This is a genomic window from Desulfotomaculum sp. 1211_IL3151 (assembly GCF_036763075.1).
Taxonomy (GTDB): domain Bacteria; phylum Bacillota; class Desulfotomaculia; order Desulfotomaculales; family Desulfotomaculaceae; genus Desulfotomaculum.
On the sequence record NZ_JBAIYV010000041.1, the window covers coordinates 55,715 to 79,351 of the forward strand.

General features: G+C 41.3%; 27 protein-coding genes. 22 read left to right on the forward strand and 5 right to left on the reverse strand.

Annotated elements, in window-relative coordinates:
• Positions 1-26: 26 nt before the first annotated feature.
• From V6C11_RS11110 to V6C11_RS11135, 6 genes are all read left to right on the forward strand, one after another.
• Positions 27-866: a transporter substrate-binding domain-containing protein gene (locus tag V6C11_RS11110; protein WP_333531230.1), complete on the forward strand. Its 840-nt coding sequence runs from the start codon at positions 27-29 to the stop codon at positions 864-866.
• Positions 867-934: 68 nt separating this feature from the next.
• Entirely contained in the window at positions 935-1,699 is a 765-nt protein-coding gene (locus tag V6C11_RS11115; protein ID WP_333531231.1) for an amino acid ABC transporter permease, read from the forward strand.
• 20 nt (positions 1,700-1,719) lie between these two features.
• On the forward strand, positions 1,720-2,460 hold the full coding sequence (locus V6C11_RS11120) for an amino acid ABC transporter ATP-binding protein (protein ID WP_333531232.1): 741 nt from the start codon (positions 1,720-1,722) through the stop codon (positions 2,458-2,460).
• Between the two features lie 254 nt (positions 2,461-2,714).
• Positions 2,715-3,503 (forward strand): ABC transporter permease, encoded by a 789-nt coding sequence (locus V6C11_RS11125; RefSeq protein ID WP_333531233.1) that lies wholly within the window; start codon positions 2,715-2,717, stop codon positions 3,501-3,503.
• Positions 3,504-3,508: 5 nt separating this feature from the next.
• Complete coding sequence (locus V6C11_RS11130; RefSeq protein WP_333531234.1) at positions 3,509-4,321, forward strand: ABC transporter permease; 813 nt, start codon at positions 3,509-3,511, stop codon at positions 4,319-4,321.
• A gap of 14 nt (positions 4,322-4,335) precedes the next feature.
• Positions 4,336-5,328 carry an ABC transporter ATP-binding protein gene (locus V6C11_RS11135; protein ID WP_333531235.1) on the forward strand — a complete coding sequence of 331 codons (993 nt, stop codon included), beginning with the start codon at positions 4,336-4,338 and terminating at the stop codon, positions 5,326-5,328.
• Between the two features lie 61 nt (positions 5,329-5,389).
• Here V6C11_RS11135 and V6C11_RS11140 read toward each other — a convergent pair whose 3' ends face one another.
• Positions 5,390-6,484: a CotH kinase family protein gene (locus V6C11_RS11140; protein WP_333531236.1), complete on the reverse strand. Its 1,095-nt coding sequence runs from the start codon at positions 6,482-6,484 to the stop codon at positions 5,390-5,392.
• Between the two features lie 350 nt (positions 6,485-6,834).
• Between V6C11_RS11140 and V6C11_RS11145 the strand changes: the two genes are divergently transcribed.
• Complete coding sequence (locus V6C11_RS11145; protein WP_333531237.1) at positions 6,835-7,131, forward strand: hypothetical protein; 297 nt, start codon at positions 6,835-6,837, stop codon at positions 7,129-7,131.
• 150 nt (positions 7,132-7,281) lie between these two features.
• On the opposite strand, the gene V6C11_RS11150 is transcribed toward V6C11_RS11145, so the two are convergent.
• Complete coding sequence (locus V6C11_RS11150; protein ID WP_333531238.1) at positions 7,282-7,830, reverse strand: SPOCS domain-containing protein; 549 nt, start codon at positions 7,828-7,830, stop codon at positions 7,282-7,284.
• Positions 7,831-8,105: 275 nt separating this feature from the next.
• On the opposite strand from V6C11_RS11150, the gene V6C11_RS11155 reads away from it, so the two are divergent.
• The 8 genes from V6C11_RS11155 to V6C11_RS11190 all read left to right on the forward strand — a co-directional run bounded on the left by V6C11_RS11155 (position 8,106) and on the right by V6C11_RS11190 (position 15,717).
• Positions 8,106-8,846 (forward strand): hypothetical protein, encoded by a 741-nt coding sequence (locus V6C11_RS11155; protein ID WP_333531239.1) that lies wholly within the window; start codon positions 8,106-8,108, stop codon positions 8,844-8,846.
• A gap of 128 nt (positions 8,847-8,974) precedes the next feature.
• Complete coding sequence (mltG, locus tag V6C11_RS11160) at positions 8,975-10,003, forward strand: endolytic transglycosylase MltG (protein WP_333531370.1); 1,029 nt, start codon at positions 8,975-8,977, stop codon at positions 10,001-10,003.
• Between the two features lie 5 nt (positions 10,004-10,008).
• Positions 10,009-11,232: a peptidase U32 family protein gene (locus V6C11_RS11165; RefSeq protein WP_333531240.1), complete on the forward strand. Its 1,224-nt coding sequence runs from the start codon at positions 10,009-10,011 to the stop codon at positions 11,230-11,232.
• Between the two features lie 65 nt (positions 11,233-11,297).
• The gene (locus tag V6C11_RS11170) at positions 11,298-12,998 is read left to right on the forward strand and encodes a peptidoglycan D,D-transpeptidase FtsI family protein (protein WP_333531241.1); all 1,701 of its coding nucleotides are present in this window, start codon (positions 11,298-11,300) and stop codon (positions 12,996-12,998) included.
• A gap of 60 nt (positions 12,999-13,058) precedes the next feature.
• The gene (locus V6C11_RS11175; RefSeq protein ID WP_333531242.1) at positions 13,059-13,826 is read left to right on the forward strand and encodes a helix-turn-helix domain-containing protein; all 768 of its coding nucleotides are present in this window, start codon (positions 13,059-13,061) and stop codon (positions 13,824-13,826) included.
• Between the two features lie 108 nt (positions 13,827-13,934).
• Positions 13,935-14,252, forward strand: coding sequence for a thioredoxin (trxA, locus tag V6C11_RS11180; protein WP_333531243.1), 318 nt, complete (start codon positions 13,935-13,937; stop codon positions 14,250-14,252).
• Positions 14,253-14,444: 192 nt separating this feature from the next.
• Complete coding sequence (gene lgt, locus V6C11_RS11185) at positions 14,445-15,251, forward strand: prolipoprotein diacylglyceryl transferase (protein ID WP_333531244.1); 807 nt, start codon at positions 14,445-14,447, stop codon at positions 15,249-15,251.
• A gap of 202 nt (positions 15,252-15,453) precedes the next feature.
• Positions 15,454-15,717: a DUF3243 domain-containing protein gene (locus V6C11_RS11190; RefSeq protein WP_333531245.1), complete on the forward strand. Its 264-nt coding sequence runs from the start codon at positions 15,454-15,456 to the stop codon at positions 15,715-15,717.
• 59 nt (positions 15,718-15,776) lie between these two features.
• Here the strand turns inward: V6C11_RS11190 and V6C11_RS11195 are convergent, their stop codons facing one another.
• Together V6C11_RS11195 and V6C11_RS11200 are read right to left on the reverse strand one after the other, a co-directional pair.
• Positions 15,777-15,983 (reverse strand): DUF3892 domain-containing protein, encoded by a 207-nt coding sequence (locus V6C11_RS11195; protein ID WP_333531246.1) that lies wholly within the window; start codon positions 15,981-15,983, stop codon positions 15,777-15,779.
• 96 nt (positions 15,984-16,079) lie between these two features.
• Positions 16,080-17,279, reverse strand: coding sequence for a dicarboxylate/amino acid:cation symporter (locus V6C11_RS11200; RefSeq protein WP_333531247.1), 1,200 nt, complete (start codon positions 17,277-17,279; stop codon positions 16,080-16,082).
• A 379-nt stretch (positions 17,280-17,658) separates the two neighbouring features.
• Here V6C11_RS11200 and V6C11_RS11205 point away from each other — a divergent pair, with 379 nt between their 5' ends.
• The 5 genes from V6C11_RS11205 (at position 17,659) to V6C11_RS11220 (ending at position 21,287) form a co-directional block, all read left to right on the forward strand.
• The gene (locus V6C11_RS11205; protein WP_333531248.1) at positions 17,659-18,114 is read left to right on the forward strand and encodes a hypothetical protein; all 456 of its coding nucleotides are present in this window, start codon (positions 17,659-17,661) and stop codon (positions 18,112-18,114) included.
• Entirely contained in the window at positions 18,104-18,730 is a 627-nt protein-coding gene (locus V6C11_RS11210; protein WP_333531249.1) for an accessory gene regulator ArgB-like protein, read from the forward strand. The genes V6C11_RS11205 and V6C11_RS11210 overlap by 11 nt, the downstream gene beginning before the upstream one ends.
• 1 nt (position 18,731) lies before the next feature.
• Entirely contained in the window at positions 18,732-18,863 is a 132-nt protein-coding gene (locus tag V6C11_RS18715) for a cyclic lactone autoinducer peptide (RefSeq protein WP_442886065.1), read from the forward strand.
• Between the two features lie 66 nt (positions 18,864-18,929).
• Positions 18,930-20,618 carry a bifunctional diguanylate cyclase/phosphohydrolase gene (locus tag V6C11_RS11215; RefSeq protein WP_333531250.1) on the forward strand — a complete coding sequence of 563 codons (1,689 nt, stop codon included), beginning with the start codon at positions 18,930-18,932 and terminating at the stop codon, positions 20,616-20,618.
• A 27-nt stretch (positions 20,619-20,645) separates the two neighbouring features.
• Positions 20,646-21,287 carry a lactate utilization protein gene (locus V6C11_RS11220; RefSeq protein WP_333531251.1) on the forward strand — a complete coding sequence of 214 codons (642 nt, stop codon included), beginning with the start codon at positions 20,646-20,648 and terminating at the stop codon, positions 21,285-21,287.
• Positions 21,288-21,299: 12 nt separating this feature from the next.
• Here V6C11_RS11220 and sigK read toward each other — a convergent pair whose 3' ends face one another.
• Positions 21,300-22,007, reverse strand: a complete 708-nt coding sequence (sigK, locus tag V6C11_RS11225; protein ID WP_333531252.1) for an RNA polymerase sporulation sigma factor SigK — start codon at positions 22,005-22,007, stop codon at positions 21,300-21,302.
• 166 nt (positions 22,008-22,173) lie between these two features.
• Between sigK and V6C11_RS11230 the strand changes: the two genes are divergently transcribed.
• Positions 22,174-22,674, forward strand: a complete 501-nt coding sequence (locus V6C11_RS11230; RefSeq protein WP_333531253.1) for a YqeG family HAD IIIA-type phosphatase — start codon at positions 22,174-22,176, stop codon at positions 22,672-22,674.
• A gap of 50 nt (positions 22,675-22,724) precedes the next feature.
• The gene (gene aroE, locus V6C11_RS11235) at positions 22,725-23,606 is read left to right on the forward strand and encodes a shikimate dehydrogenase (protein WP_333531254.1); all 882 of its coding nucleotides are present in this window, start codon (positions 22,725-22,727) and stop codon (positions 23,604-23,606) included.
• Positions 23,607-23,637 lie beyond the last annotated feature (31 nt).

Below are 23,637 nucleotides of genomic sequence, written 5' to 3' on the forward strand. Positions count from 1 at the left end.
TATTATAATAGGGGGAGAGAGTAATTATGAGAAAAAAGGTGCTACTATTATTAGCAATGTCTCTGTCGATGCTTTTACTAGTAACAGGCTGTGGATCTAGCAGCCCCAAGACGAATAATGAGTCAGCTGCAGGCGGAACGTTTAAGGTAGGACTTGAGTGTGGATATGCACCATTCAACTGGACACAAATGAATGATTCCAACGGTGGTGTTAAGATTGATGGCAGTGGCGAGTATGCAGGCGGTTACGATGTAGAAATTGCTAAAAAGATTGCAGAGGGATTGGGTAAAGAATTAGTCATTGTTAAAACGGAATGGGATGGTCTGGTACCAGCATTAACATCCGGTAAAATTGATGCTATCATTGCAGGTATGTCACCAACAGCGGAACGTAAAAAGACCATTGATTTTTCAGATATCTACTATAAATCGGATTTAGTTATGGTTGTTAAAAAAGGTGGCAATTATGAAGCTGCTACCTCCATCCAAGATTTCAAGGGGGCAAAAGTAACGGCCCAATTAAATACCTTCCACTATTCAGTAATCGATCAAATTGAAGGTGTAGCCAAACAGCCGGCAATGGATAACTTCCCAACCATGAGGGTTGCTTTAGAGTCAGGAATTATTGATGGGTATGTATCGGAACGTCCAGAGGGTGTTAGTGCCTCAGCAGCTAACCCAAAATTTGCTATGGTAGAATTTAATGAAGGCTTTAATACATCCGATGATGATACAGCAATTGCAGTAGGTATTAAAAAGGGCAGTGAATTAACCGAACAAATCAATAACATCTTAGCAGGTATCTCAGAAGAGGAACGTACAAACATCATGGATACTGCTATTAAAAATCAACCGGCAGCTAAATAAAGATTAAGTGAAACCGGGCGCATTAAAATGCACCCGGTTTTATGACGTTTATCATAAGGGGGAGAAAAATGAGCTTTGAATGGATCGTAAAAATTGTTGCAGACTACGGGCCAATGTTCATTCGAGGTGCGGGAATAACACTATTAATTTCTATTATTGGTACTATTATAGGATCTATCATCGGTTTACTAATAGGAGTTATACGTACCATTCCCCTGCCGGAACGTGGGGCCAAACGGATCACTCTCCAAGTAATCAATGCTTTACTTTCTGCTTATATTGAATTCTTCCGTGGCACACCGATGATTGTACAAGCTATGGTAATTTATTATGGTTCTGCCTTAGCATTTGGTGTGGATATGAACAGATTGGTAGCAGCAATTTTTATCGTATCGATTAATACAGGGGCCTATATGTCAGAAATCGTTCGTGGTGGTATTATATCGATTGATAAAGGACAATTTGAAGCAGCCCATGCCATCGGTATGAATCATTTTCAAACAATGACGAATGTAGTCATACCACAGGTCATTCGTAATATTCTACCGGCAACAGGCAACGAATTTATTATTAATATCAAAGACACCTCGGTGCTTAACGTAATTTCCGTCTCGGAATTATTCTTCCAAACAAAATCGGTTGCAGGAAACAACTTTAGATATTTTGAATCATTCTTTGTGGCGTGTATTATTTACTTTATTATGACCTACACAGTAACGAGAATTTTACGTTATTTTGAGAAGCGGTTGGATGGTCCCGATGATTACATTCTGTTAGGTAATCAAATGCAATTAGAAAGGCCGGAAGACAAGCTGCGTAAAAAACAAAATTAAATAGACGGAGGAGGGAGCATATGGAAAAGATAATTGATATTCAACATTTAAGTAAATCCTTTGGGGCCCACGAAGTCTTAAAAGATATAGATTTTTCAGTTAGCAAAGGAGAAGTAGTTTGTATCATTGGTTCATCTGGATCTGGCAAATCAACCCTTCTTCGCTGCGTTAATTTATTAGAAAAACCAAGTGGTGGTCAAATTATTTATAAAGGGGAAAACATTTTGGATGATAAGCATGATATCTATGCTTACCGTACCAAGTTGGGTATGGTCTTCCAACAGTTTAACCTATTTAATAATCACAACGTTTTAAACAATTGTGTAGTCGGACAAATAAAGGTGCTAAAACGGTCTAGGTCAGAGGCGGAAAAAATAGCCATGCAATATTTAAAGGTTGTTGGTATGGATCAATATATTAACGCCAAACCAAGACAATTATCAGGGGGTCAAAAGCAACGGGTGGCTATTGCCAGGGCACTCTCTATGGAACCGGATGTGATGTTGTTTGATGAACCAACATCAGCCCTTGATCCTGAGATGGTAGGAGAAGTCCTGAAAGTAATGAAGGAACTTGCCGAATCTGGTCTGACCATGTTAATTGTCACGCACGAAATGGGATTTGCCAAAGAGGTATCTGATCGTGTAGTATTTATGGACAAGGGAGTTATAGCAGAAGAAGGACCCCCGGAACAAATCTTTAATAACCCAACACAAGAACGTACCAGGGAGTTTTTAAAGCGTACCTTAGCACAGATTTAACCTGAGACTGAGAGAAAAGTAGGGCACTTTGCTTTGGCAAGGTGCTTTATTCAATAATTGACGGGATTAGCTTTTTACTAGTATAGTTTTTACATAATCGTTAACAGGGTGAACCGAATAAAAGAGGCTATCCTGAACCCTGCGAAGCGGATGGGGGTAGGACCTCCATTTTCATTTTTTGTTGGTGCTGTTAACGGCGTGGAATTCTTTGATCAGTATACTTTAGATTAGGTGAGACAATGGGAAGTTTAAGATTGTACTGGGAATTTTCCCGCAAATCCTTTCAAAGGGCAGCGGCCTATCGTTTTGATGCCTGGATCAGGGTAATTTCAAATATTATGTTATTGTTCATGTGGGGTTTTATCTGGTATGGGCTATATGGCGGACAGGATACAGTGGAAGGGGTATCCTTTGAGGCCATGTTAGGCTATATCTTGATTAGTCAAGCCCTGCAGGGGATACATGGGGCCGGGACACCCCTTTGGGAGATACAGGAGCGGGTGCGCACAGGGGATATTGCCATGGAACTGCTGCGCCCTTACGATTACCCGCTGCGTATGTTGTTTTCTGATTTTGGCAGCATTGCCTTTTATTTTTTAACGGCAATTTTGCCTCTCTATGGCTTGTTGTTTTATCTGCTGGATACCACCTTGCCCAGCTCCCTTTACCAATGGAGTATGTTTGTGGTGTCGGCGGTCTTGGGCTATTTGTTACGCTACTGTATTGAACTAACTTTTGGCCTGTTTAGCTTTTGGCTGGTGGAAACAGGTGGGGTAGAAGATATTTTTTATTTCTCTATTTCACTATTCTCTGGTTCGGTAATTCCCCTGTGGTTTTTTCCTGGCTGGTTGGCCACTTTGGCCGGATGGCTGCCCTTTCAAGCCATCTTTTTTGTACCCAACTCTATTTTTATCGGTGAACTTACTGGACAGGCTTTGATCCATGCCCTCTTGGGGCAAGTGATGTGGCTAATTGTGTTTTATGCAGTTTTACGCTATGTTTGGCTAAAGGCATCGAGGAAAGTAGTCGTACAAGGGGGCTAAGATTCATGCCGCAGATTTGGTTGAGGAACATTCGTATGTACTTATATATGGTAGGTGCCAGCATCCGTGCCCAGATGCAGTATCGCTATGCCTTTGTCATGAATATTTTGGGTTGGGCCATGACCTATGCCGGTACGGCTATTACCATGTGGGTGTTGCTATATTCCTTTGGTGCCATAGAGGGCTGGACCTTTTGGGAATTGATTTTTTTATTTGCCCTGGCGGTTTTATCCTGGGGTGTATGCATGGTTTTTTTCTTTCATTTTAGGGGGTTGGATCAATATATTGTTAACGGTACCTTTGACCGTTTTTTAGTAAGGCCCATGCACCCCTTTTTTCATTTCATGGCCATGAAATTTGATGTGGGTGCCTTTGGTCAATTTTTATTTAGTACGATCGCTGTGGCATTGGCCTACCATCACCTTCAAATGCACTGGCCCCTCTGGAAATGGCTTGTTTTTGGGGGAGCAGTGGTTGGCGGCACCCTGATCCAGGGTGGACTTTTAATCCTTATATCAGCCATCGCCTTTTGGACCACCCGGTCGGAACGATTATACTGGGCAGTCATGTGGCCCGCCAAAAGCCTCATGAACTATCCCCTGACCATTTACCCTCCGGGGGTACAGTGGGTAGTCACCTTTATCCTTCCCTTTGCCTTTGTCAATTACCTGCCTTCCTTGCTTTTATTGGATAAGACCGGCGGCGGCTATGCACCCTATTGGGGGTTTTTAAGTCCGGTGGTGGGTCCGATTTTCTTTTGGCTCTGTTTACGTTTTTGGATGCATGGTTTAAATCATTATAAGAGTGCTGGCTCCTAAGAACGGAGGAAATCATGAGTTTGATTGAAGTTAAGCATTTATACAAACAGTATGATGTGGCCAAGCGGCAAGAGGGTATGTGGGGGGCTGTACGCAGCCTTTTTCACCGGGAGTATCTAAGCAAAATGGCAGTGCAAGATATTTCCTTTACCATCAAGGCCGGAGAAGTGGTTGGGTATATCGGACCCAATGGTGCCGGCAAATCCACCACCATCAAGATGTTGACGGGAATATTAGTACCCACCTCCGGAGACATTTTGATCAATGGCATCGTACCCTATAAAGAAAGGCAAAAAAATGCCAGGCAAATTGGTGTAGTCTTTGGCCAGCGGACACAACTTTGGTGGGATCTGCCTGCCATTGAATCTTTTGAACTCCTCAAGCAGGTATTTCAAATTCCCCAGCAGCGCTATCGGAAAAACATGGACACCTTTGCTGAGATTTTAGGGCTGGGGGAATTTATGCAGACTCCCGTGCGCCAACTTTCCCTGGGCCAAAGAATGAGGGCAGATATAGCGGCGTCTCTTTTGCATGATCCCTCGATCCTCTTTCTGGATGAGCCAACCATTGGCCTGGATGTGGTGGCCAAGGAAAGAATGCGTACCTTTATTAAGGAAATTAATCAGGAACGGGGCGTCACGGTTATTTTAACCACCCACGATATGTCCGATATAGAAAAACTCTGCCGGCGCATGATTTTAATTGATAAGGGCCAAGTTATGTATGACGGTGAACTGGCCAAGATTAAGGAAAAATTTGGCCAGCATCGTCTGCTAATTATTGACTTGGAGGGTGAAGAATCAGGGTTTTCTATGGCGGGAGCAGAAGTTATCCGTGAAGAGGGTAACCGCAAATGGCTGCGCTTTAACCGCCGGCAAATATCCGCCTCCCAATTAATTAACCAAATTTCCGAACGCTACGAAATTAAGGATCTGGCCATTAGTGATCCTGAGATTGATGAGATGATTAGACAAATTTATGAAAAAGGGATCGACCAGATAGTTTAATAAATGCGGGAACAAAAACTCAATAAAACGATGCATTTTCTATCGGCCAAGCCTTTCTAAATTATTTTAATGCCACGAATTGCTCCTTTAAATAATGGTTCCTGTTTACGATAAAACGAATAATATACTCAGGTTCTGCATCAAACCCTTCTATATCATCCTTTTTATACGGGTCCAAGGGGATATGGGGTCGCAGCAGATGGTATAAAGAAGTAATTCTTGGTTCAAGCAGGTTCCTGGTAAAGGAAGTCTCTAGGATTTCCTCTAATAATCTACGATAGCTGTGACGAAATGCGGGGATATCAAGGATCCGTGCTGTAAGGGTATTGGAGCCTTGAATTGGAACGTAATGGTAGGCCATTTCCTTACCGTGACAACTGCGCCCCCAGGTGCCGTCATAATCCCAGGGGATAAGTTCAAACAAGCCAGTGACAGAATTACGGTACAGGGCATAATTTTGAATAAAACCGTCGTAGTTCTGGGTGCATACTACTCCTGCCAACCAGCGCAGGTATTTTTCAATATCGATATGTTTAACGATTTCTTTGGCAAAATCCGCCCGGGGAACCGTGTTGGTTTTGAAAATCAGTTCACGGAGAAAGCCATCATCCGATGGGGAGCCATATTTTTGTTTGTATCCGTCCAATAGAGATTTCTTTACTTCATAGTTATCCGGGTTGAGTAAGGAAAAATTTGCATCATCATTACGGGCATAGTAAATAGCCCCTGCTGGTAAATTCCTGTTCTTTAGAAACAGATCATCAACGGATTCTAAATGAAGGTAGACACCCTTGAAAGATCCATTTAGCTTTAATAGAACAAATTTGGCAGCGGGGCTTAGTATGTTGAGGTCTCTAAAAAAATCAAAAGACAGTTTATTACGAAGCAAAGAAGGATCAAGGTATTCAGCATTTAAATGGATCTCCCTGCCTCCTAAAAAGCGGCCAGGTTTTTTAAAAAGGATATGGTAGGATTTTTTGGGCAATTCCCGGGTGAGGGCACCCCGATAGGCAATCTCGATTTTAAAAGAGTTTTGGTTTGTTTTTAACTGGGCTGGCACATGTTCATTACGCCATATATCGCGATTTAACTCTTGCAGGTCTTTCGGGTTAATAAAAAGGGAATAGGCTGGTATATTTGCTGTACTTTCATTCATAGAATACAACAGTCCTTTCACCAAATCTTATTAACATTTTATAAAGCATCAATTGGAATGTGACCCAGTATACAGAAGTTTAACGAATATAATTCAATTTCATTTCTCTCATTTAGCACAAAACGTAAGATAACCCATATTATGTATGAAAACCTATATCGCATAGGGAATTTTTTCATAAGGGAGTGTTATGATGAGGGATTTGAATGAGAATGAATTAAGACAATTATTCTGCGATGAAAACGTTGATGAACTAAAAAGAATGTTTATGAAAAATAACCCCTGGGATTCCTGTTGGAATTCCGATGGTTCCAAAGGCTCCAAGGGTAGTGATGGATGCGAGGATTCGGATGGTTCCAAAGGATCGAAAGGTAGTAAATGCTCTAAAGGCTCCAAGGATTCCAAATGGTCTAAGGGCTCCAAGTGCTGTAAATGTTCCAAAGGTTCAAAGGGATCAAAAGATAGTAAATGCTCCAAGGGTCCCAAGTGGTCGAAGGGATCTAAGGGCTGTAAATGTTCTAAAGGGTCAAAGGGATCGAAAGGTAGTAAATGTTCCAAAGGGTCAAAAGGTAGTAAATGCTCCAATGGTTGGAAAGTTCCTAAGCATTCTAAGGGCTCAAAGGGTTCTAAATGTCCTCATAAGGTGAAAAAATTAAAAATATGTTAATATCAAAAAATGCACTTCCTAGATAGTGGGAGGTGCTTTTTTTATTGCCGTTAGGCTGGACCTGGATATGGAAAAAGTCATGAGCCATGAGACTTAGTTGTAAGCTCATGGCTCATGACCGCTGTATGATTTATTTGTGGCACTTTCCTTTGCCTTTGCATTTGATTCTTATATCCAACAAGAAAAATTCTTTACCTTTGGTAACCAGGCCATTTTTATCACAATCCAGTGCAAAGAAGTCGCTGACATCTTTTATCTTAACATCAAAGACATTAAACTTGCAGATATCTCCGGCCCTAATCCCGGGAACGTTGACAACTGCAGTAAATTCATAAATATTTTCAAAGAAATGAACGATACCTCCATAGCAATCCACTTGCTTACAAGAAAATTTCTTGCAGTTTATACTATTGTTTTTGCATTCATCATGACAGTCATTTTTATTGTGGCCCTTTTGATTGCAGCATTGATTTTCCTTGTGATGATGTGGATGCAAATACAATACGGTTCTTTCAATTGTTCCTTTGACCAGGATCTTATCACAAAAAGTGATATAGTGAGTGACCTTTGCATCAAAATTTTCTCCCACTATCTTCGACATGGGCGGCTTCACATGGGAGATAGCTTCGCAAACCACTTGGGTACATCCTTGATAAACGACATCAGCCGATTGACTCATATAAATCATCCTCCTAAATATTCCTAATACCTACAAAACATAGGCCCTTTTGGTATATATGACATTATATGGGTTTATTTAGGAACGGTTACTGCACAACTTAATTTTGTTAAAAATGTATAGTAGCATCTATAACCATACATGTAAAACACCACCAATTGGTACAACTGCCATAATCATTAGCTAATAAAAATTTCCTTAAATTAATGGAAAATTTCCCGGCCCTCGGACATATAAATTTACCTAAGGATAATTGTGGTCAAGGAGGGGGCCCAGTGAAAAAAATAGTAATTTGTGGTCGGAATGATGGCGGAAAGTCAACCATATTGGGCGAACTTTATAAAGGTTTAAAGAATAGGAATTACAAGCCCTTGGCAGTTGGCTCCGGTGTACAGGATGAAAAACCCTATTTGCATAAAGGAATAGACCCTAGTTACCTTACCATTGCTGTTCCTGAACCAGGCAGAGATATTATCTCGGATATTGATAGAGTTATCCGTAATGCCATTAATCAAATTAAGGAAAAGAACAAACTGATTGAAAATGCACGCAAGGCTTTAGAAGAATTAAATAAGGTGCGCTCCGTATTGGAATTGGGTAACCTTTCGCAAAGGGATATTCCCCAGACGGCAGCACTGCCAGATGTGGTTTTGATTGAGGCGGTGGGCATTAACGATGGCTATAAGTCCGAGGAATGCCGCAAACTGGCGGATGTATTGGTAACCATCATACCTGCTGGCTTAAAGGGAGAAATTATCATGGAAGCTGGTAACTTTCTTTTAGATGAAGCAGACGTATTGGTGGTAACAAAGATTGATGAGACCCCACGGGATGTTACCTCTACCACCTTAAAACTGCTGCAGCGGATTTACCGCACCAAGCCCATCATACCAGTGGTAGCCACCAAAGGGGTTCATATGAACTTGGTCCTGGATGAAGTGATTAAGGGATTGGCTGATCCCATGGTTTTGTTTGAGCCAATCCTGCCAGAGGAAACCAGTAAAAGAATAAATTAAGTAAGCGAAAAGGGAATGTTGCGAAACTACTAATTTGTAGGCAAGCGACACTCCCTTTTTACATTGCGAACGCATTCCTTGTCTGATTTAGTAGATAAATGATATAATTGGTTAAATTATATAAGGTTGTGTTGTTTTTGGCTAAAAAATACCGTGCAAAAAAACGAATATACTTCTTAGTTTTGCTAGTACTGGTAGGTGCCTGTTTTGATTTTGCACGTAGCACGTTGGAACCAGTTGATTCGGCTGGCAAAGCGGTGGATACCTTGGTTCGGATTGCCCCTAATACGACCACAGGACAAGTTGCTATATTATTAAAACAGCAAGGTCTGATCCAAAACGCTCAGACTTTTAAACTTTATACCCGCTATCAAAAATTGGATAATCAAATTAGAGCGGGTTATTTTGTGCTGAATCCAACCATGTCTGTGGAGGAAATCTTACATATTCTGATTCACGGTAAAATCGCTTCCAAGGGTTTTACCATACCTGAGGGATATAACTTGGCCAAGATTACCGATACATTGGCCAGCAAAGGGTTCATCCAGGAAGAAATATTTAAGGATTTATTAAAACAGGGTCAATTCCAATACTCTTTTATGAAGGAGTTACCAGCTGGAGAAAGGAGATTAGAGGGTTATCTATTCCCAGAAACCTATCATATAGGTTTAGATAGCACGGAGAAAGATATTATTAACGTAATGCTAGCGGGCATGGAGCGTCAAATTAAGGATCTTCAATTGGAAGAAAAGGCCCAAAACATGAATTTGTCTTTACACCAGGCTGTGACCATTGCCTCCATGATTGAACGGGAAGCGAAGGTAGATCAGGATCGGGTGTTAATTTCCAGCGTTATTCACAATCGCCTAAGGATTGGTATGAGGCTGCAAATCGATGCCACGGTGGAGTATGCCCTTGGGGGACACAGGGAAAAAATATATTATAAGGATTTAGAGGTAGATTCACCCTATAATACCTATAAAATTCCTGGGTTACCACCGGGACCAATTGCTTCACCTGGTAAGGAAGCACTGCTGGCGTCTGTTACTCCGGCCCAAACGGACTACCTTTATTATCTGGCTAAACCGGATGGTTCCCACGTCTTTAGTAAAACCTTAGCCGAGCATAATGCCAATAAACAAAAATATTTGAGGTGATCCGTTTGAGAAAATTAGAACTCCTGGCTCCGGCAGGAGATTTAGAAAAATTAAAGATTGCCGTTCTTTATGGGGCAGATGCAGTTTATCTGGGAGGGCAGCAGTTTAGTTTAAGGGCTGGTGCTGCCAATTTTGATAATGACTCCTTGCTTAAGGGGGTCGAGTTTGCTCACCGGCACCAGGTCAAGGTTTATGTAGCCATCAACATTCTTGCCCACAATGCGGATTTGACAAATCTGCCGGAATATTTAAAGTTTTTAGCAATAGCCGGGGCAGATGGAGTTATTGTTAGTGATCCTGGCATTATTGATACAATTTTAAGGATGCAGCTAAAGCTGCCAATTCACCTAAGCACCCAGGCAAATACAACCAATTGGGCCAGTGCTGCATTTTGGAAACGGTTAGGCGTTGAAAGGGTTGTTTTGGCCCGGGAGTTATCCTTACCGGAAATTCATGAAATAAACCAGCGGGTTGACATCGAGCTTGAGGCTTTTATTCATGGAGCCATGTGTATGTCTTACTCAGGTCGTTGTTTACTCAGCAATTATCTGACCGGCAGAGATGCCAACCGGGGTGACTGTGCCCAATCCTGTCGGTGGAAGTATCACTTGGTAGAGGAAAAGCGGCCAGGACAATATTTCCCAGTGGAAGAAGATGCACGGGGAACTTATTTCATGAGCAGTAAGGATCTATGTCTCATGGAATATCTGCCTCAGATGGTTGAGGCAGGCATCACCAGTTTTAAAATTGAAGGACGCATGAAGAGCATTCATTATCTGGCCACCGTGGTTAAGGCTTACCGGCAAGCCCTTGATTCCTTTATCCATCATCCATCGAGCTATCAAATGAATCAAAAGTGGCTGGATGAAATTCGTAAAGTAAGCCACCGAGAATATACCACGGGTTTTTTGTTGGGAGATCAAGGCAAAACTGCTACCGTTGAGCCGGGACAAAAAAGCTATACCCGCCTGGCGGCCTTCGTGGGTCTGGTATTGGCTTATAATGATGCTGCCAAAAGAATTATTGTAGAACAAAGAAATAACTTTAAAGTCGGGGATAAATTAGAAGTCCTTACTCCTGCAGGTGAAAACAAACTACTTGAGGTGACGGCAATGTTTGATGGAGAGACCGGAGAACCCTTGGCGGTTGCTCCTCATCCTCAGCAGATTGTTGAATTAGCAGTTGAGCATGGTATTGAGCCCATGTCAATGTTAAGGAGAATAGAATAAGGGATAAAGATGGCAAAATTTGGTGAAGCTAATAGGAAGTATACTCACCAAAGGAATGTTAACCAATGGGCTATTTTTTGCAAAAAAGACTGGTTAAAACCTTTTACCTTATTTTATTTCTATTTCTACCTCTTCTGGTACATCTTGGTGTTATTCAACTAATCCACGGTGACGAATACAATACGAAGGCCCTGGACCAACGAAGCCTCAAGGTTGCCATGGAAGAGATCCCAAGGGGGCAGGTTTTAGACAGATATGGGGTGAATTCCCTCAATAGGGGAGAAAAAATACCAAGGATTGTTCTTTACCCACAGGTTATTAAAAATAAAGAAGAGGTGATCGAGCAATTAAGCACCATCCTTGGCTGTGCAACCCAGGAACTGGCACCTTATTTTACCGGAACCAGCGGGTTTCTTTCCTATCGGCTTAACCAAACACAAATAACGGCCATAAAAAACCTAAAGATTCCTGGACTTATGGTGGAAGATATTTATTTTCGCTATGGGGAAACACCACTGGCTTCCCATGTTGTAGGACACTTGGGGAGAATTTCAGAACAGGATCAACTAGAACAACTTAATCGTTTGGGCAACAAGAAATATACCTTGTCGGACCTAATCGGTAAAACCGGCTTGGAATACTATTATGAGGCTCAATTAAAAGCCGATGAACCAGCCAGTATTACCAGGGCCTACGTTGATGTATATCGCAACTTAATTTCTGGTTTGGGCATTCAAAGGGAAAGCACACAGGATACGGGACGACAGGATGTAGTCACGACCCTTGACATCCATATTCAGCAGGTGGTAGAAAAAATCATGGCTGAGCGGGTAGAGCGGGGCGCAGTGGTAGTAATGGATGCCGGGACCGGGGATTTGTTGGCCTTAGCCAGTAGGCCAAACTTTAACCCAGCGAATGTTTCTTTATACTTACCGGGGGATGAAGATACCTTTTTAGATCAATGCACGGCCTTATATCAACCAGGCTCTATATTTAAAATGGTTGTGGCAGCAGCAGCCCTGGAAGAAAAAATTGTCAAACCGACTGATACCTTTGTTTGTCTAGGTGGGAATGACCACCTGATCAATTGTTGGCACAAAACCGGCCATGGCCCCATTACCTTTGAAGAGGCCTTTGCAGAGTCTTGTAATCCTGTATTTGTTGAACTTGGCTTGAAGCTAGGGGCGGAAAAACTCATTCGTTATGCCCGGGCCTTTGGTCTGGAATCCCAAGATATTATTGGTTACCCAGTGCCAAAGGATAAGAGACAGCAACTTGATTTAATCGCTCAACCTTATAATTTAGTTAACAGCAGCATAGGCCAAGGCCCTGTTTTAACAACACCTGTCCAGCTAACGGCGATGTTAAATACCATTGTTAACAATGGAGTTTACATAAAACCAAGAATGGTCAAGGGGATTAAAAACGAAAAAGGAAAATATACGCAGCATTTTTCGATGGGGGAAAGCCGTAAGGTTATTTCCAATGAGACTGCCAAAGAATTACAGAGATTACTAGGACTTGTTACTACCCAAGGGGTTGGCAAAGAAGCCTTTGTAACAGGCTTTGGCAGTGCCGGTAAAACTGGCTCTGCGGAAATTTTTGCTGAATCAGATAAGGTCAATGCTTGGTTTGTTGGCTATGCTCCCTATGAAAAACCTAAGTATATTGTGACTGTATTGGTTAAAGAAGGGGTAAGTGGCGGTGTTTCGGCCGCCCCGGTTTTTCGGCAGATCGTGGAGGAAATTCTCTTACCGTCTCATTGACGCTGCTTCAAAATTATCGTAGAATGTTAGTATATTTTTGGGATTATGGGGGATAAAGGCATGATCGTGCGGGGGGATCAAATTAGAGCCTTACGGGAAGAACGAGGCTATACGTTACAGGACCTGGCTCGCCGGGCAAAACTATCGTTATCCTATTTAAGCGAGATAGAACGAGGATCTAAGAGACCGTCCTTAAAAACAATAGACAAATTAGCTTCTGCCTTAAATGTCTCTAAGACTCAATTGGTTGAGGGTGAAATTACGGATTCTGGTCTTGGACTGGGAGAGAAAATTAGAATTATCCGTAATGAAAGCGGTTTATCCCTACAGGAACTAGCAGATAAAATAGGGATCTCACTATCATACTTAAGTGAAATTGAAAGGGGTACGGTGTATCCAGCTGTCAACACATTAAAAAGAGTATCAGAAGGGTTAGGTGTGCCGGCAACTGCTTTAATGGGACATGAGGGTTCTCTGGGGTATAAATTAAAGCACCTAAGGGAAGAATACGGTTTGACCCAAGCCCAACTTGCTAATTTAGCTGGAGTAACCGCCGGCCTAATCGGGCAAATCGAACAGGGGAAGGTACAGCCATCTTTAAAGACGCTTGAAAAGTTATCCGAAGTGATGGGAGTTTCTCCATGCTATTTCATCATGGAGCCCGGTGCTGTGGATCAGATGGTCAGTTTAATGAACCCAGAATTAAGGGAACTGCTCATCCATCCCAATGTTCAAGCCGTTTTGGGTTTGGTTTGTAATTTAAACGAAAAAGAATTGCAATTTATATTGAACTTTATTCAGATGTTTAAGAAATCAGAGCTAACTTAAAAAAGTTTTATAGAATATTATTGCTAGCGAAGAACGAATATAGTATCATAAATATGTGTTTGGTGAAAAAGACTTAAGGCAACATATGATACAAGGAGGCTGATTTTCATGGCATTAGAACTAAATGGTGCTAATTTTGAAGCTGAGGTTATTAAATCTGACATTCCCGTACTAGTAGATTTCTGGGCAGCTTGGTGTGGCCCCTGTCGTGCCATTGCACCGGTGGTGGAGCAATTATCCACTGAGTTTGCTGGTAAGGTAAAGGTTGCCAAGGTAAATGTGGATGAAAACAGAGAACTGGCCCAGCAGTATGGTGTGATGAGTATTCCTACCATTATCTTTTTTAAAAATGGAGAAAAAGCAGATCAGGTCATTGGTTTTACTGGTAAAGCAGATCTAGAGAAGAAATTAAACGCTATCTTGTAGGGAATTTTCTTGACTGTTCCGTTCAATAGCTATCTTAAATCCTCCGTTCTTGGGACGGGGGATTTGTGTTTGCAGCCGTTATAATCGACGGTGCCAGGCACCTAGGGCCATTGTCATCCTGAGCCATAGCGAAGGGTCTTGGCAGTTAGTTTACATAAAATATCTACTTCGATTTTCTAAGGAGTTGATTTTTTGCACCCGGTACTTTTCTATATAGGGGATTTCCCCCTTCGTTCCTTTGGGCTTATGCTTTCGCTGGCGATTATAGCAGGCTTAGCAGTTTCCCTAGCAGTGGCTAAGTGGCAAGGAAGATATTTTGAAGAAATCATGGATTTAGCTTTTTATGCTATTCTAGGAGGATTAATTGGAGCCAGGGTCTGGGAAGTCATGTTTAGTTGGGACTATTACTCAGAGCACTTGCTAGAGATCCCGGCTATTTGGCAGGGTGGTATTTCTGTACAAGGATCCATATTGGGTGGTTTGCTGGCAGTCATATGGTACTGCCGCAAGCATAACATAGCCCTGTGGGCAATGATGGATACCTTGGCCCCAGGTGTCTTAGTGGGGCAAGCCATTGGCCGCATTGGTTGTTTTTTAAATGGTTGTTGTTATGGACTGCCCCATGAACATTTCGGTCTTGTTTATCCGGCAGGCACCGATGCCTACTATGCCTTCGGTGCCCAGCCTCTTTTTCCAGCCGTTCTGTTTGAAGCTGCCTGGGATTTCTTGGCCCTAGGTATACTATTAATGGTCTATAGGCGTAGATTATTTCCGGGGTTCATTGCCCTAAGTTATTTTGTACTTTACTCAATGGGCAGATTCACCCTGGAATTTTGGCGGGGGGATAGCCTAAGAACCCTAATGAATTTCAAAGCTGCCCAGGTATCTTCCGTTATAACAATGCTAGTTGCCCTTGGTCTAATGTATTATCTGTATCAACAAAATCAACAAAAAAACAAATCCTACCCTAATAAGAAGTCAAGGAAGATCCAAATTTAGCTTTAGAAGATGTTCTTTTTGGTCTAGCTGTAGCTGTCAGACCCCGGCTTGATGAATATAGACCCTCTAGTTAAATTCTGTATCTTCATAGTGTGTTCGGAATATAAATTGCGTTTAGGTTAGAGGCTTTAGCCTCTTTTTTCTTTTTCCAAGGAATTTGATTTTAATTATCGGATAAAATAATGGGCGGGAGGTGAAATTCATGGAGCTTGGACACAACTGGCACAAATGGAAGGAAATATTAGGAGATGCAGTGGGTTTAGGGGAAAGAGTCGGTATGGAAGAAGAGACCATTAACAACGCAGCTTTTCGACTAGGCGATTTTTTTGCAAATAACATGGATCCAGCGAATCATGAACAGCGTTTAATGAAAGAATTGTGGGACGAAGGAAACGATGAAGAAAGAAAGACATTGGCCACCCTGATGACCCGGGTTTCCCACAAAGCCAGCTACCGTAATAATTAACAAGAGGAGCGCTTGCTCCTCTTGTTTTGTGGTGGCCTTGGTGATTAGCCTGGGGTTTGCTAAACAAACCGGGGCAATTGAGTTAGTTCCATATCTCCTAGGTGGGAAATATAATGCTCGCCATTGTGTCTGGCCTCAATTTTGGCTCCTTTAATTTTTCCTGACTTTGCAAACTCAACTGCCTTTTCCATACTATATGTATTTCCGTTGATCATTACATCTGTAACTTCACCTGCCGCATTCACCTTTACCTCACGAATATCCATCCACATCACTCCTTTTGTCGTGCTTATAGTATTATTTCTTTAATCATTAAAGTTTATGAACAAAAAAGGAGCCAAGCGGCTCCTTTAATCCTTCTATTAGGCAAACTTTTCTTGCAGGGTTTCTGTTGCTGTTCCCTTAGCAAATTTGTCAGCCAGTAGGGCGATGGCACCGTCGCCCGTTACGTTGCAGGCAGTACCAAAGCTATCCTGGGTGAGGTATAAAGCAATCATCAGGCCCAATTGTGCTTCGTTAAAGCCCAGCATGGATTGAAGCAGGCCTAAGGCTGCCATAACGGCACCACCGGGAACCCCGGGAGCTGCTACCATGGTAACACCAAGCATTAAAATGAAAGGGAACATCATAGCGAAACTTACATTTGTACCGGACATCATCATCACAGCCATGGCGCACATGGTCAATGTAATGGTACTACCGGATAAGTGAATGGTCGCGCACAAGGGAATTGCAAAATCTGCTACACCATCCGAGATGCCGTTCTTTTTAGCACTGCGCAGGGTTACCGGTATGGTAGCTGCGGAAGACTGAGTGCCAATGGCAGTTAGATAAGCTGGTACCATGTTCTTCAAGGCAGTAAAGGGATTTCTGCCGGAAACAGTACCTGCCACAGTGTATTGGAATAACAGCATTAGCAGATGACTGATAATAACGATGGCAAATACGGAACCAAAGATTTTCATGATCTTGGCCACTTCACCGGCATAGGTCATGTTGGCAAAAATACCGGCAATGTGGAGGGGCAGTAAAGGAATAATCACACTTTGAATAACCTTTTCGATTATTTCTTGGAAATCCTTCGTCACTTGATATAAAGACTTGCTTTTAATGTAAGCCATACCCAGACCAAACAAAAAGGCAGTGATCAATGCTGTCATTACGCCCATAATGGGTGGCATATCAATTTGGAGAAAGCCCTTCACCAATGCATCTTCTGGGTTAGAAGCTTGTCCACCCACTGCATTGACAATCCTTGGTAATAATCCAGTACCCACCAGGAAAGCAAAGGTACCGGCAATAACAGTGGAAGCATAGGCCAACAGAGTAGTAATACCCAGAAGTTTCCCGGCACCCTTACCCAGTTCAGCAATACCTGGGGCGACAAAACCAATAATAATCAGAGGAATTACATAGGATAAAAACCCGCCAAAGAGACCATTAAAGGTTGCCAGCAAACGAACCAGAGCATCAAAATGTAAAAATTCCTTTGATACATAGCCTAATATAATACCCAGGGTTAAACCAATAATTAATCTAGTTAATAGTCCGATTTTCCTCATCGTTGTGCCTCACCTTCTGCTAAAATTTTGATTGATAGGACTATAAAAAATCGATCGTACCCTCCTTTGAAGTGTAAAAGTAATTGATTAGTACGAAAAAAGCAACAATTCAATTCAACCTGAGGTGGGTTGGGACACTAATGAAAATCTTACAATTTTTTAATTATAATTTCAATAAATTTTTAGTGAGTTATGCAAGAGAATTGTTGCCAATTTTAATAGTTTCTCTCAAAGTATGAAATTTTCGTTAGTGGGAAGAAAGAAGAAATAAGTAACAATTTATGTATAATATTTACTGGAAAAGAAGGAATTAGGTAAAGGGTGGCGAAAAAACATATAGTATATTTTCACGAGAAAGACATTTAAGGGGAGACAGTTTATGGGAAATATACCGTTTTATCTCTACTTAAGCTTAGCAATTTTAGAGGGTATTAGTGTTTTTTATTTTGTATTTACTTTTACTAAAATAACAAGCTCTAAAAGCCGATTAATTTTATATGCTATTATTTATGCTTTGCTAACGTATCTTTTAAGAAAATTACCTATTAGTTTTGGCATTCACTCTTTAATATTGATCTGTCTTACCGGTGGATATATTAGTTATTATTATAAGGTTAAACTTTCGTTATCACTTTTTGGCATGATTTTAGCAATAGCGATTATTTTTTTTGCAGAATTGACAACAGCTTTATTATTTACAAAAATTTTATCTAAATATCATGTGATGCTTTCAAAGCCCTTTTGGTGGTTTGTTTCTGGTTTGCCACATATTGTGTTATTAATCCTAATAGCTATTATTTTAAGGAAAATTCGAGGGAGAATTAATGCTGAGTGACAAGGTTGCTTCCTACTTAATTAAAAATAAGAATATTGTTGATAAAGATAAACAAGAAATTATTTTTTTTGGTGCTGAAGTTTTTTTTGGCATGATGCTAGGTATATTGGTTACAATGCTAATTGCTTATTTTCTTAATATTCACACTATGGTGTTTTGGATGTTATTAGCATCTTTATTAATTAGGAAAACCGGAGGGGGAGCACATAGTAACAATCCGTTAAATTGTTTATTGATAACTATAATGATTTATAATTTGCTAGCCTATATTGGCATTCTCTCATTTAATTTTGTGGAAAATTATATTCAAACTATTGTAATTATTGTGTTTTTGTTATGTTTGATAATATTAATGCTAAAGTCACCTGTGGAATCACCCCAAAAACCATTGGCTGTACAACAACGATCCCTACTAAGAAAATTATCTTTTATAGCGATAGTCATTGTTTTCTCCTTTCAGATGCTAGTTTTATATAAGCTTAATCCGATCATAAGTTATTCAATATCTTTAATAATTCTGTGGCAATCTTTAATGTTAACGTCTGTAGGACATAAGTTAATTCATAAAATTGACACAATATTGGAGTGTTTTTTTAAAAAAAGGAGGTGTAATTAGTATGAGATTTATAAAATCGACATTCTTAACCTTAGCTACTATTGCATTTACCCTATCGGCTTTCATTAATGCAGCGTCAGCATGCGGTGCTACGCACTATCAACCCAAGTTACCTCAGGCTCTAAAAAAATAATTAGTAATAATAAAAGAGTGAATTTAAAAAATCACTCTTTTATTATTAACATAAAGAGTGATGTGAATGAATGATTGGCAAAAAGAACGGGATATTAATTTTAATGAATTAAAGGATACAGTCTATTTGTTGTGTTGTATTCTCTTTACTGTTGCCTTATTACTAAAGGTGAATTGGAATATTTCTGTAAACCAACCCTTTGAGAACATATTTGTTTTTTTGGTTGAAAATTTTGTACCGATCAATTTATTTGTTCTGGCATTAATATATTCAATTGTAATTGTGCGTATGAATAGTGTCTCCACCGGTTTTTTGCTTTTATCGACGCTTGTTTTTGTATTAATGGCTATTTTTAATGACAGTTATTTTAGAGAGTTGTTAATTATTCCCGTGGCATACATATCTTTTGCCAAAAATAAAGCATTTGGCTGCTTTATAGCATTGATGAGCGGTATCTTATTATGCATAGGAGATTTACTATCCTACGGGTTTGAATTTCCCAATGGTCACCTCGAAGCTAGTCTTCTCTTTACTTGTGTCATGTTTATCTGTGCCTGGCTCATTGGTGGTATTGCGAGTATTGAACGTGAAACCAGGGGTTATTTGTTAGCGTTAGCTAATAAAGATGGCTTGACAGAAACCTATAATCATCGCTTTTTTCATGTCTACTTTAGACAAATGCTGGATGAGGCCAAGGGTTCTAATAGCCCCCTTAGCCTTCTTATCTTTGATATAGATTACTTTAAATTTTACAATGATACCTTTGGCCATCTTTCCGGGGATGAGGTTTTAAGGGGAGTAGGACAAATACTTCAGCAGCATATTCAACAGCCTAATATCGCCGCACGTTATGGTGGGGATGAGTTTTGCATATTGCTGCCGGGGCACAATTCCGCAGCCGCAGTTGTGGTTGCGCGAAAACTAAAGGAAAGTATTGAACGGTACTTTGAGGAGAATGAACAGTTTAGGGAGTTGCCCGAAGAAAAATTTAGCATTACCATGGGTTTAGCCAGTTATCCAGAGCATAGTAAAACAGGGGATGACCTGTTGGACCTGGCGGATCAAGCACTGTACAAGGCTAAGAAAACCAGCAAGAATAAAATAGAACTCTATTTTAACGTTTTGGATTCACTAAAGGGAATTTGTGACCAATCCGAGTTGGGACTGCTCAGTTCTACCAAAACCCTGCTCAGCATCATTAATGCCAAGGACCGTTATACCTATGGGCATTCCGAAAGGGTCTTGGAATATGCCACAAAACTGGCCCAAAGGTGTGGGCTGGATGAGGACGAGGTCCGATTAATCCAGTACGGGGCCTACCTGCATGATATCGGTAAAATTGAAGTGGATATAAACATCTTAAATGCAACGGAAAAACTTTCAGAAAAGGAATGGCAAATCCTAAAGCAGCACTCCTATTGGGGCAGTGAATTTTTAAGACCGATTAAGAGTCTGGAAATCGTAAGGCCCTATATTCTATACCATCATGAAAACTACGATGGTACAGGGTACCCAGCGGGGATAAAGGGCAATGATATACCCTTAGGGGCGAGAATTATTCGCATTGCTGATAGTTTTGATGCCATGACCACGGACAGACCCTACAAAAAAGGAAAGTCTTATCTGGAAGCCTGCAGTGAAATTATCATGTTAGCGGGTAAGCATTACGATCCCGAGTTGAGCAAGTTATTTGTTCGAATGATCGAAACGGAGCATCAATTATGCAATGAAGCAGCCTGCTCCGCAGAAAAGTAAATCGTTAAGAAAGGAACGAGGGATTTTATGACAGTTCATCAATGGCATAGGGATACGGTGGGGCAAAGGGCAGTACAAGCCTTGATTAAGAATCAGTTTGATGCAGTTTATTTTGCCACCAAGGGGGAAGCCGAGGAACATATTTTACAATTTATTAATTCCGGTGCTAAGGTTGGCTTTGGTGGTTCCATGACCTTAGCAGAGGACTTGGGACTGGTGGAAAAGGTAAAGGCTAAGGGGGCAATAACCTTAGTACATAGTGATCCGCAGCTTTCCGCTGAAGAAAAACTGGAAGTCATGCGGCAGCAACAGATCTGTGATGTTTTTCTAGCCAGTACCAATGCTGTTACCTTGGATGGTTGTTTAGTAAATATTGATGGGGTTGGCAACAGGGTAGCCGCTATTACTTTCGGGCCCAAAAAGGTAGTTATTGTTGTGGGGGTTAATAAAATTTGTCAAGACGTGGAGGCAGCACACCATCGCTTACAGTCCACCGCTGCCCCTAAAAACAACAAGCGTCTGCAATATGAAAATCCCTGTACTGTGACAGGCAGCTGTGCAAACTGCCAAAGTCCCACCAGGATCTGTCGCATCTATTCTGTGATCAAACGAAAACCGATGTTAACAGATATTACAGTAGTAATCATTGGCGAAGAATTGGGATATTAACAAGAAGGCTGCCTATTGGCAGCCTTCTGAGTTAAATTCCTTCGTTAATTTATTCAAGGCCCTTTTTTCAATCCGAGATACATAGGAACGGGAAATTCCTAGGGCACGGGCAATTTCCCTTTGTGTTTTCCTAGCCGTTGACCCTAAGCCGAACCTCATTTCCAATACTCTTCTTTCACGGGCTGTTAGTTTTCGTACCTTTTCTAAAAGCCGGTTTTTTTCAAAGGTTAATTCCACGGTATCGGCAACAATTTCAGGATCTGTTCCTAAAATGTCGATTAAACTTATTTCATTACCCTCTTTGTCAACACCGATGGGGTCGTATAAAGAAACCTCTGCCTTAACCTTCTTGATAAAACGCAGATGCATCAGGATTTCATTTTCAATACACCTGGCTGCATAGGTTGCTAAACGGGTTCCTTTGTCGGGTTTAAAGGTGTTGATAGCCTTAATTAATCCAATTGTACCGATGGAGATTAAATCATCTACATCTTCGCCGGTGGAATCAAATTTTTTTACAATATGTGCAACTAGACGTAGATTTCTTTCGGTTAAAACATTTCTTGCCGGTTCATCACCATTGGCTAGCAATGCCAGATAATGGGCCTCTTCCACCTCATTTAAGGGTTGGGGAAAAGTGTTGTTAGCAATATAGGAAACTAATGCAATTACACCGTTTACAACCGAAAGGACAGTGACCGTCCAAAGGCCCGGTAACATCCATGAATCCCCCCTAATAAATTGACTCAACAATATATGGTATGGGGGGCAGATTTATTTGGTGTTTGTCCCGGCCCTTGGTTTTCACAAGTTGACGGGGTATCCCAAATAAAGGTAAAATAAGCAGAGCATACGATTGCAAAAAATATGTAAAATGGGGGAAATCATGTTATCAAAGCTTTATCCCAAGCTATATGTACCCTCCTTGTTTGATATTGATATTCGTCATCTAAAAAAACAAGGTATCAAAGCTATCCTATTTGATATTGACAATACATTAATCCCCTGGGACAGCAAGGATCTAGACCCGAAAATTGAAAAATGGTTTCGCAGCTTGATTGATCAGGGATTTAAGGTTTGTTTTGTATCCAATAATAATGAAAAAAGAGTGAATGCCCTTACAGGCTCCTTAAAGGTACCAGGAGTACATAAAGCAGCAAAACCGCGCCGTAAAGGGTTAAGGCGGGCACTGGATTTGCTGGGAGCCAGTATACAAGAAACTGCCTTGGTGGGGGATCAAGTTTTTACCGATGTTTTAGCAGGTAACCGCCTGGGCTTATATACCATTTTGGTGGCTCCTTTGTCTGGTAAAGAATTTATTGGAACCAGGGTCAATCGAAAACTGGAGAAGCTAGTTTTGGGACGTATTAAAACAGGGCGAGACTAAATACTGCTTGGTCAGAGGCCAAGCTTTTCTCACATCTAGGAGGGGGATTTATGGAAGCTCCTAAAATTAATGGCAGCACCCGTGTATGTGGCTTATTTGGTTATCCGGTGGAGCACTCCTTTTCCCCGGCTATGCATAATGAAGCCTTTGGTCACTTAGGTTTAAACTGGGTTTACCTACCTTTTTTAGTTCATACAGATCATATAAAGCAGGCGGTGGACAGTATTGTCTCTTTGAATATTGTTGGTGTCAATGTAACTGTTCCCCATAAACAAAGTGTGTTACCCTTCTTGGATGAGCTGGAACCAGCTGCAAAGCTGATCGGTGCTGTTAATACCATTGTCAACCATCATGGCAAATTGATTGGCTACAATACGGATGGAAGGGGCTTTGTACAGTCTCTGGCCAGTGAAGCCAATTTTCAACCCCGGGGTAAAAGAGCAATATTAATTGGTGTCGGAGGAGCTGCCCGGGCTGTGGCGATACAATTGGCACTTGCAGGTGTCAAGGCACTGGATATAACCAACCGCAGCCAGGAGAAAGCGGCAGCATTGGCTTGTCAGATTAACCAGGCTGCTGCCACCACTGTCAATACCATCCCCTGGGAAAGCAATGAATTGGAGCAAAGTGTAGCAACGGCGGATTTGGTGATACAGGCAACCTCCCTTGGCATGGCACCTCAGGTTGATCAGGTTCCGCCATTTCCTTTTCAGGCCTTAACACCTCAACACCTGGTGTGTGATTTGATCTATAATCCGGATCAAACAAGATTCCTTAGAGAAGCTGCTGCCCAGGGCAGTAGAACGATGAACGGTTTAGGGATGTTACTTTACCAGGGAGTTTTGGCCTTTCAATTATGGACAGGTTTAAAGGCTCCCGTTGAGATCATGAGGCAGGGGTTACAGCAGCAGCTTGCCAAGATAGGAGGGTGATTTAGGTTGCGCTTTCTGACAGTTGGCGAAT

Excerpts from the sequence above, each read along its gene's own strand:
- V6C11_RS11110 (WP_333531230.1), top strand. The coding sequence starts at position 27 with ATGAGAAAAAAGGTGCTACTATTATTAGCAATGTCTCTGTCGATGCTT.
- V6C11_RS11115 (WP_333531231.1), top strand. The coding sequence starts at position 935 with ATGAGCTTTGAATGGATCGTAAAAATTGTTGCAGACTACGGGCCAATG.
- V6C11_RS11120 (WP_333531232.1), top strand. The coding sequence starts at position 1,720 with ATGGAAAAGATAATTGATATTCAACATTTAAGTAAATCCTTTGGGGCC.
- V6C11_RS11130 (WP_333531234.1), top strand. The coding sequence starts at position 3,509 with ATGCCGCAGATTTGGTTGAGGAACATTCGTATGTACTTATATATGGTA.
- V6C11_RS11135 (WP_333531235.1), top strand. The coding sequence starts at position 4,336 with ATGAGTTTGATTGAAGTTAAGCATTTATACAAACAGTATGATGTGGCC.
- V6C11_RS11140 (WP_333531236.1), bottom strand. The coding sequence starts at position 6,484 with ATGAATGAAAGTACAGCAAATATACCAGCCTATTCCCTTTTTATTAAC.
- V6C11_RS11145 (WP_333531237.1), top strand. The coding sequence starts at position 6,835 with ATGGTTCCAAAGGATCGAAAGGTAGTAAATGCTCTAAAGGCTCCAAGG.
- V6C11_RS11150 (WP_333531238.1), bottom strand. The coding sequence starts at position 7,830 with ATGAGTCAATCGGCTGATGTCGTTTATCAAGGATGTACCCAAGTGGTT.
- V6C11_RS11170 (WP_333531241.1), top strand. The coding sequence starts at position 11,298 with ATGGGCTATTTTTTGCAAAAAAGACTGGTTAAAACCTTTTACCTTATT.
- V6C11_RS11175 (WP_333531242.1), top strand. The coding sequence starts at position 13,059 with ATGATCGTGCGGGGGGATCAAATTAGAGCCTTACGGGAAGAACGAGGC.
- trxA (WP_333531243.1), top strand. The coding sequence starts at position 13,935 with ATGGCATTAGAACTAAATGGTGCTAATTTTGAAGCTGAGGTTATTAAA.
- V6C11_RS11190 (WP_333531245.1), top strand. The coding sequence starts at position 15,454 with ATGGAGCTTGGACACAACTGGCACAAATGGAAGGAAATATTAGGAGAT.
- V6C11_RS11195 (WP_333531246.1), bottom strand. The coding sequence starts at position 15,983 with ATGGATATTCGTGAGGTAAAGGTGAATGCGGCAGGTGAAGTTACAGAT.
- V6C11_RS11200 (WP_333531247.1), bottom strand. The coding sequence starts at position 17,279 with ATGAGGAAAATCGGACTATTAACTAGATTAATTATTGGTTTAACCCTG.
- V6C11_RS11205 (WP_333531248.1), top strand. The coding sequence starts at position 17,659 with ATGGGAAATATACCGTTTTATCTCTACTTAAGCTTAGCAATTTTAGAG.
- V6C11_RS11210 (WP_333531249.1), top strand. The coding sequence starts at position 18,104 with ATGCTGAGTGACAAGGTTGCTTCCTACTTAATTAAAAATAAGAATATT.
- V6C11_RS18715 (WP_442886065.1), top strand. The coding sequence starts at position 18,732 with ATGAGATTTATAAAATCGACATTCTTAACCTTAGCTACTATTGCATTT.
- V6C11_RS11215 (WP_333531250.1), top strand. The coding sequence starts at position 18,930 with ATGAATGATTGGCAAAAAGAACGGGATATTAATTTTAATGAATTAAAG.
- V6C11_RS11220 (WP_333531251.1), top strand. The coding sequence starts at position 20,646 with ATGACAGTTCATCAATGGCATAGGGATACGGTGGGGCAAAGGGCAGTA.
- sigK (WP_333531252.1), bottom strand. The coding sequence starts at position 22,007 with ATGTTACCGGGCCTTTGGACGGTCACTGTCCTTTCGGTTGTAAACGGT.
- V6C11_RS11230 (WP_333531253.1), top strand. The coding sequence starts at position 22,174 with ATGTTATCAAAGCTTTATCCCAAGCTATATGTACCCTCCTTGTTTGAT.
- aroE (WP_333531254.1), top strand. The coding sequence starts at position 22,725 with ATGGAAGCTCCTAAAATTAATGGCAGCACCCGTGTATGTGGCTTATTT.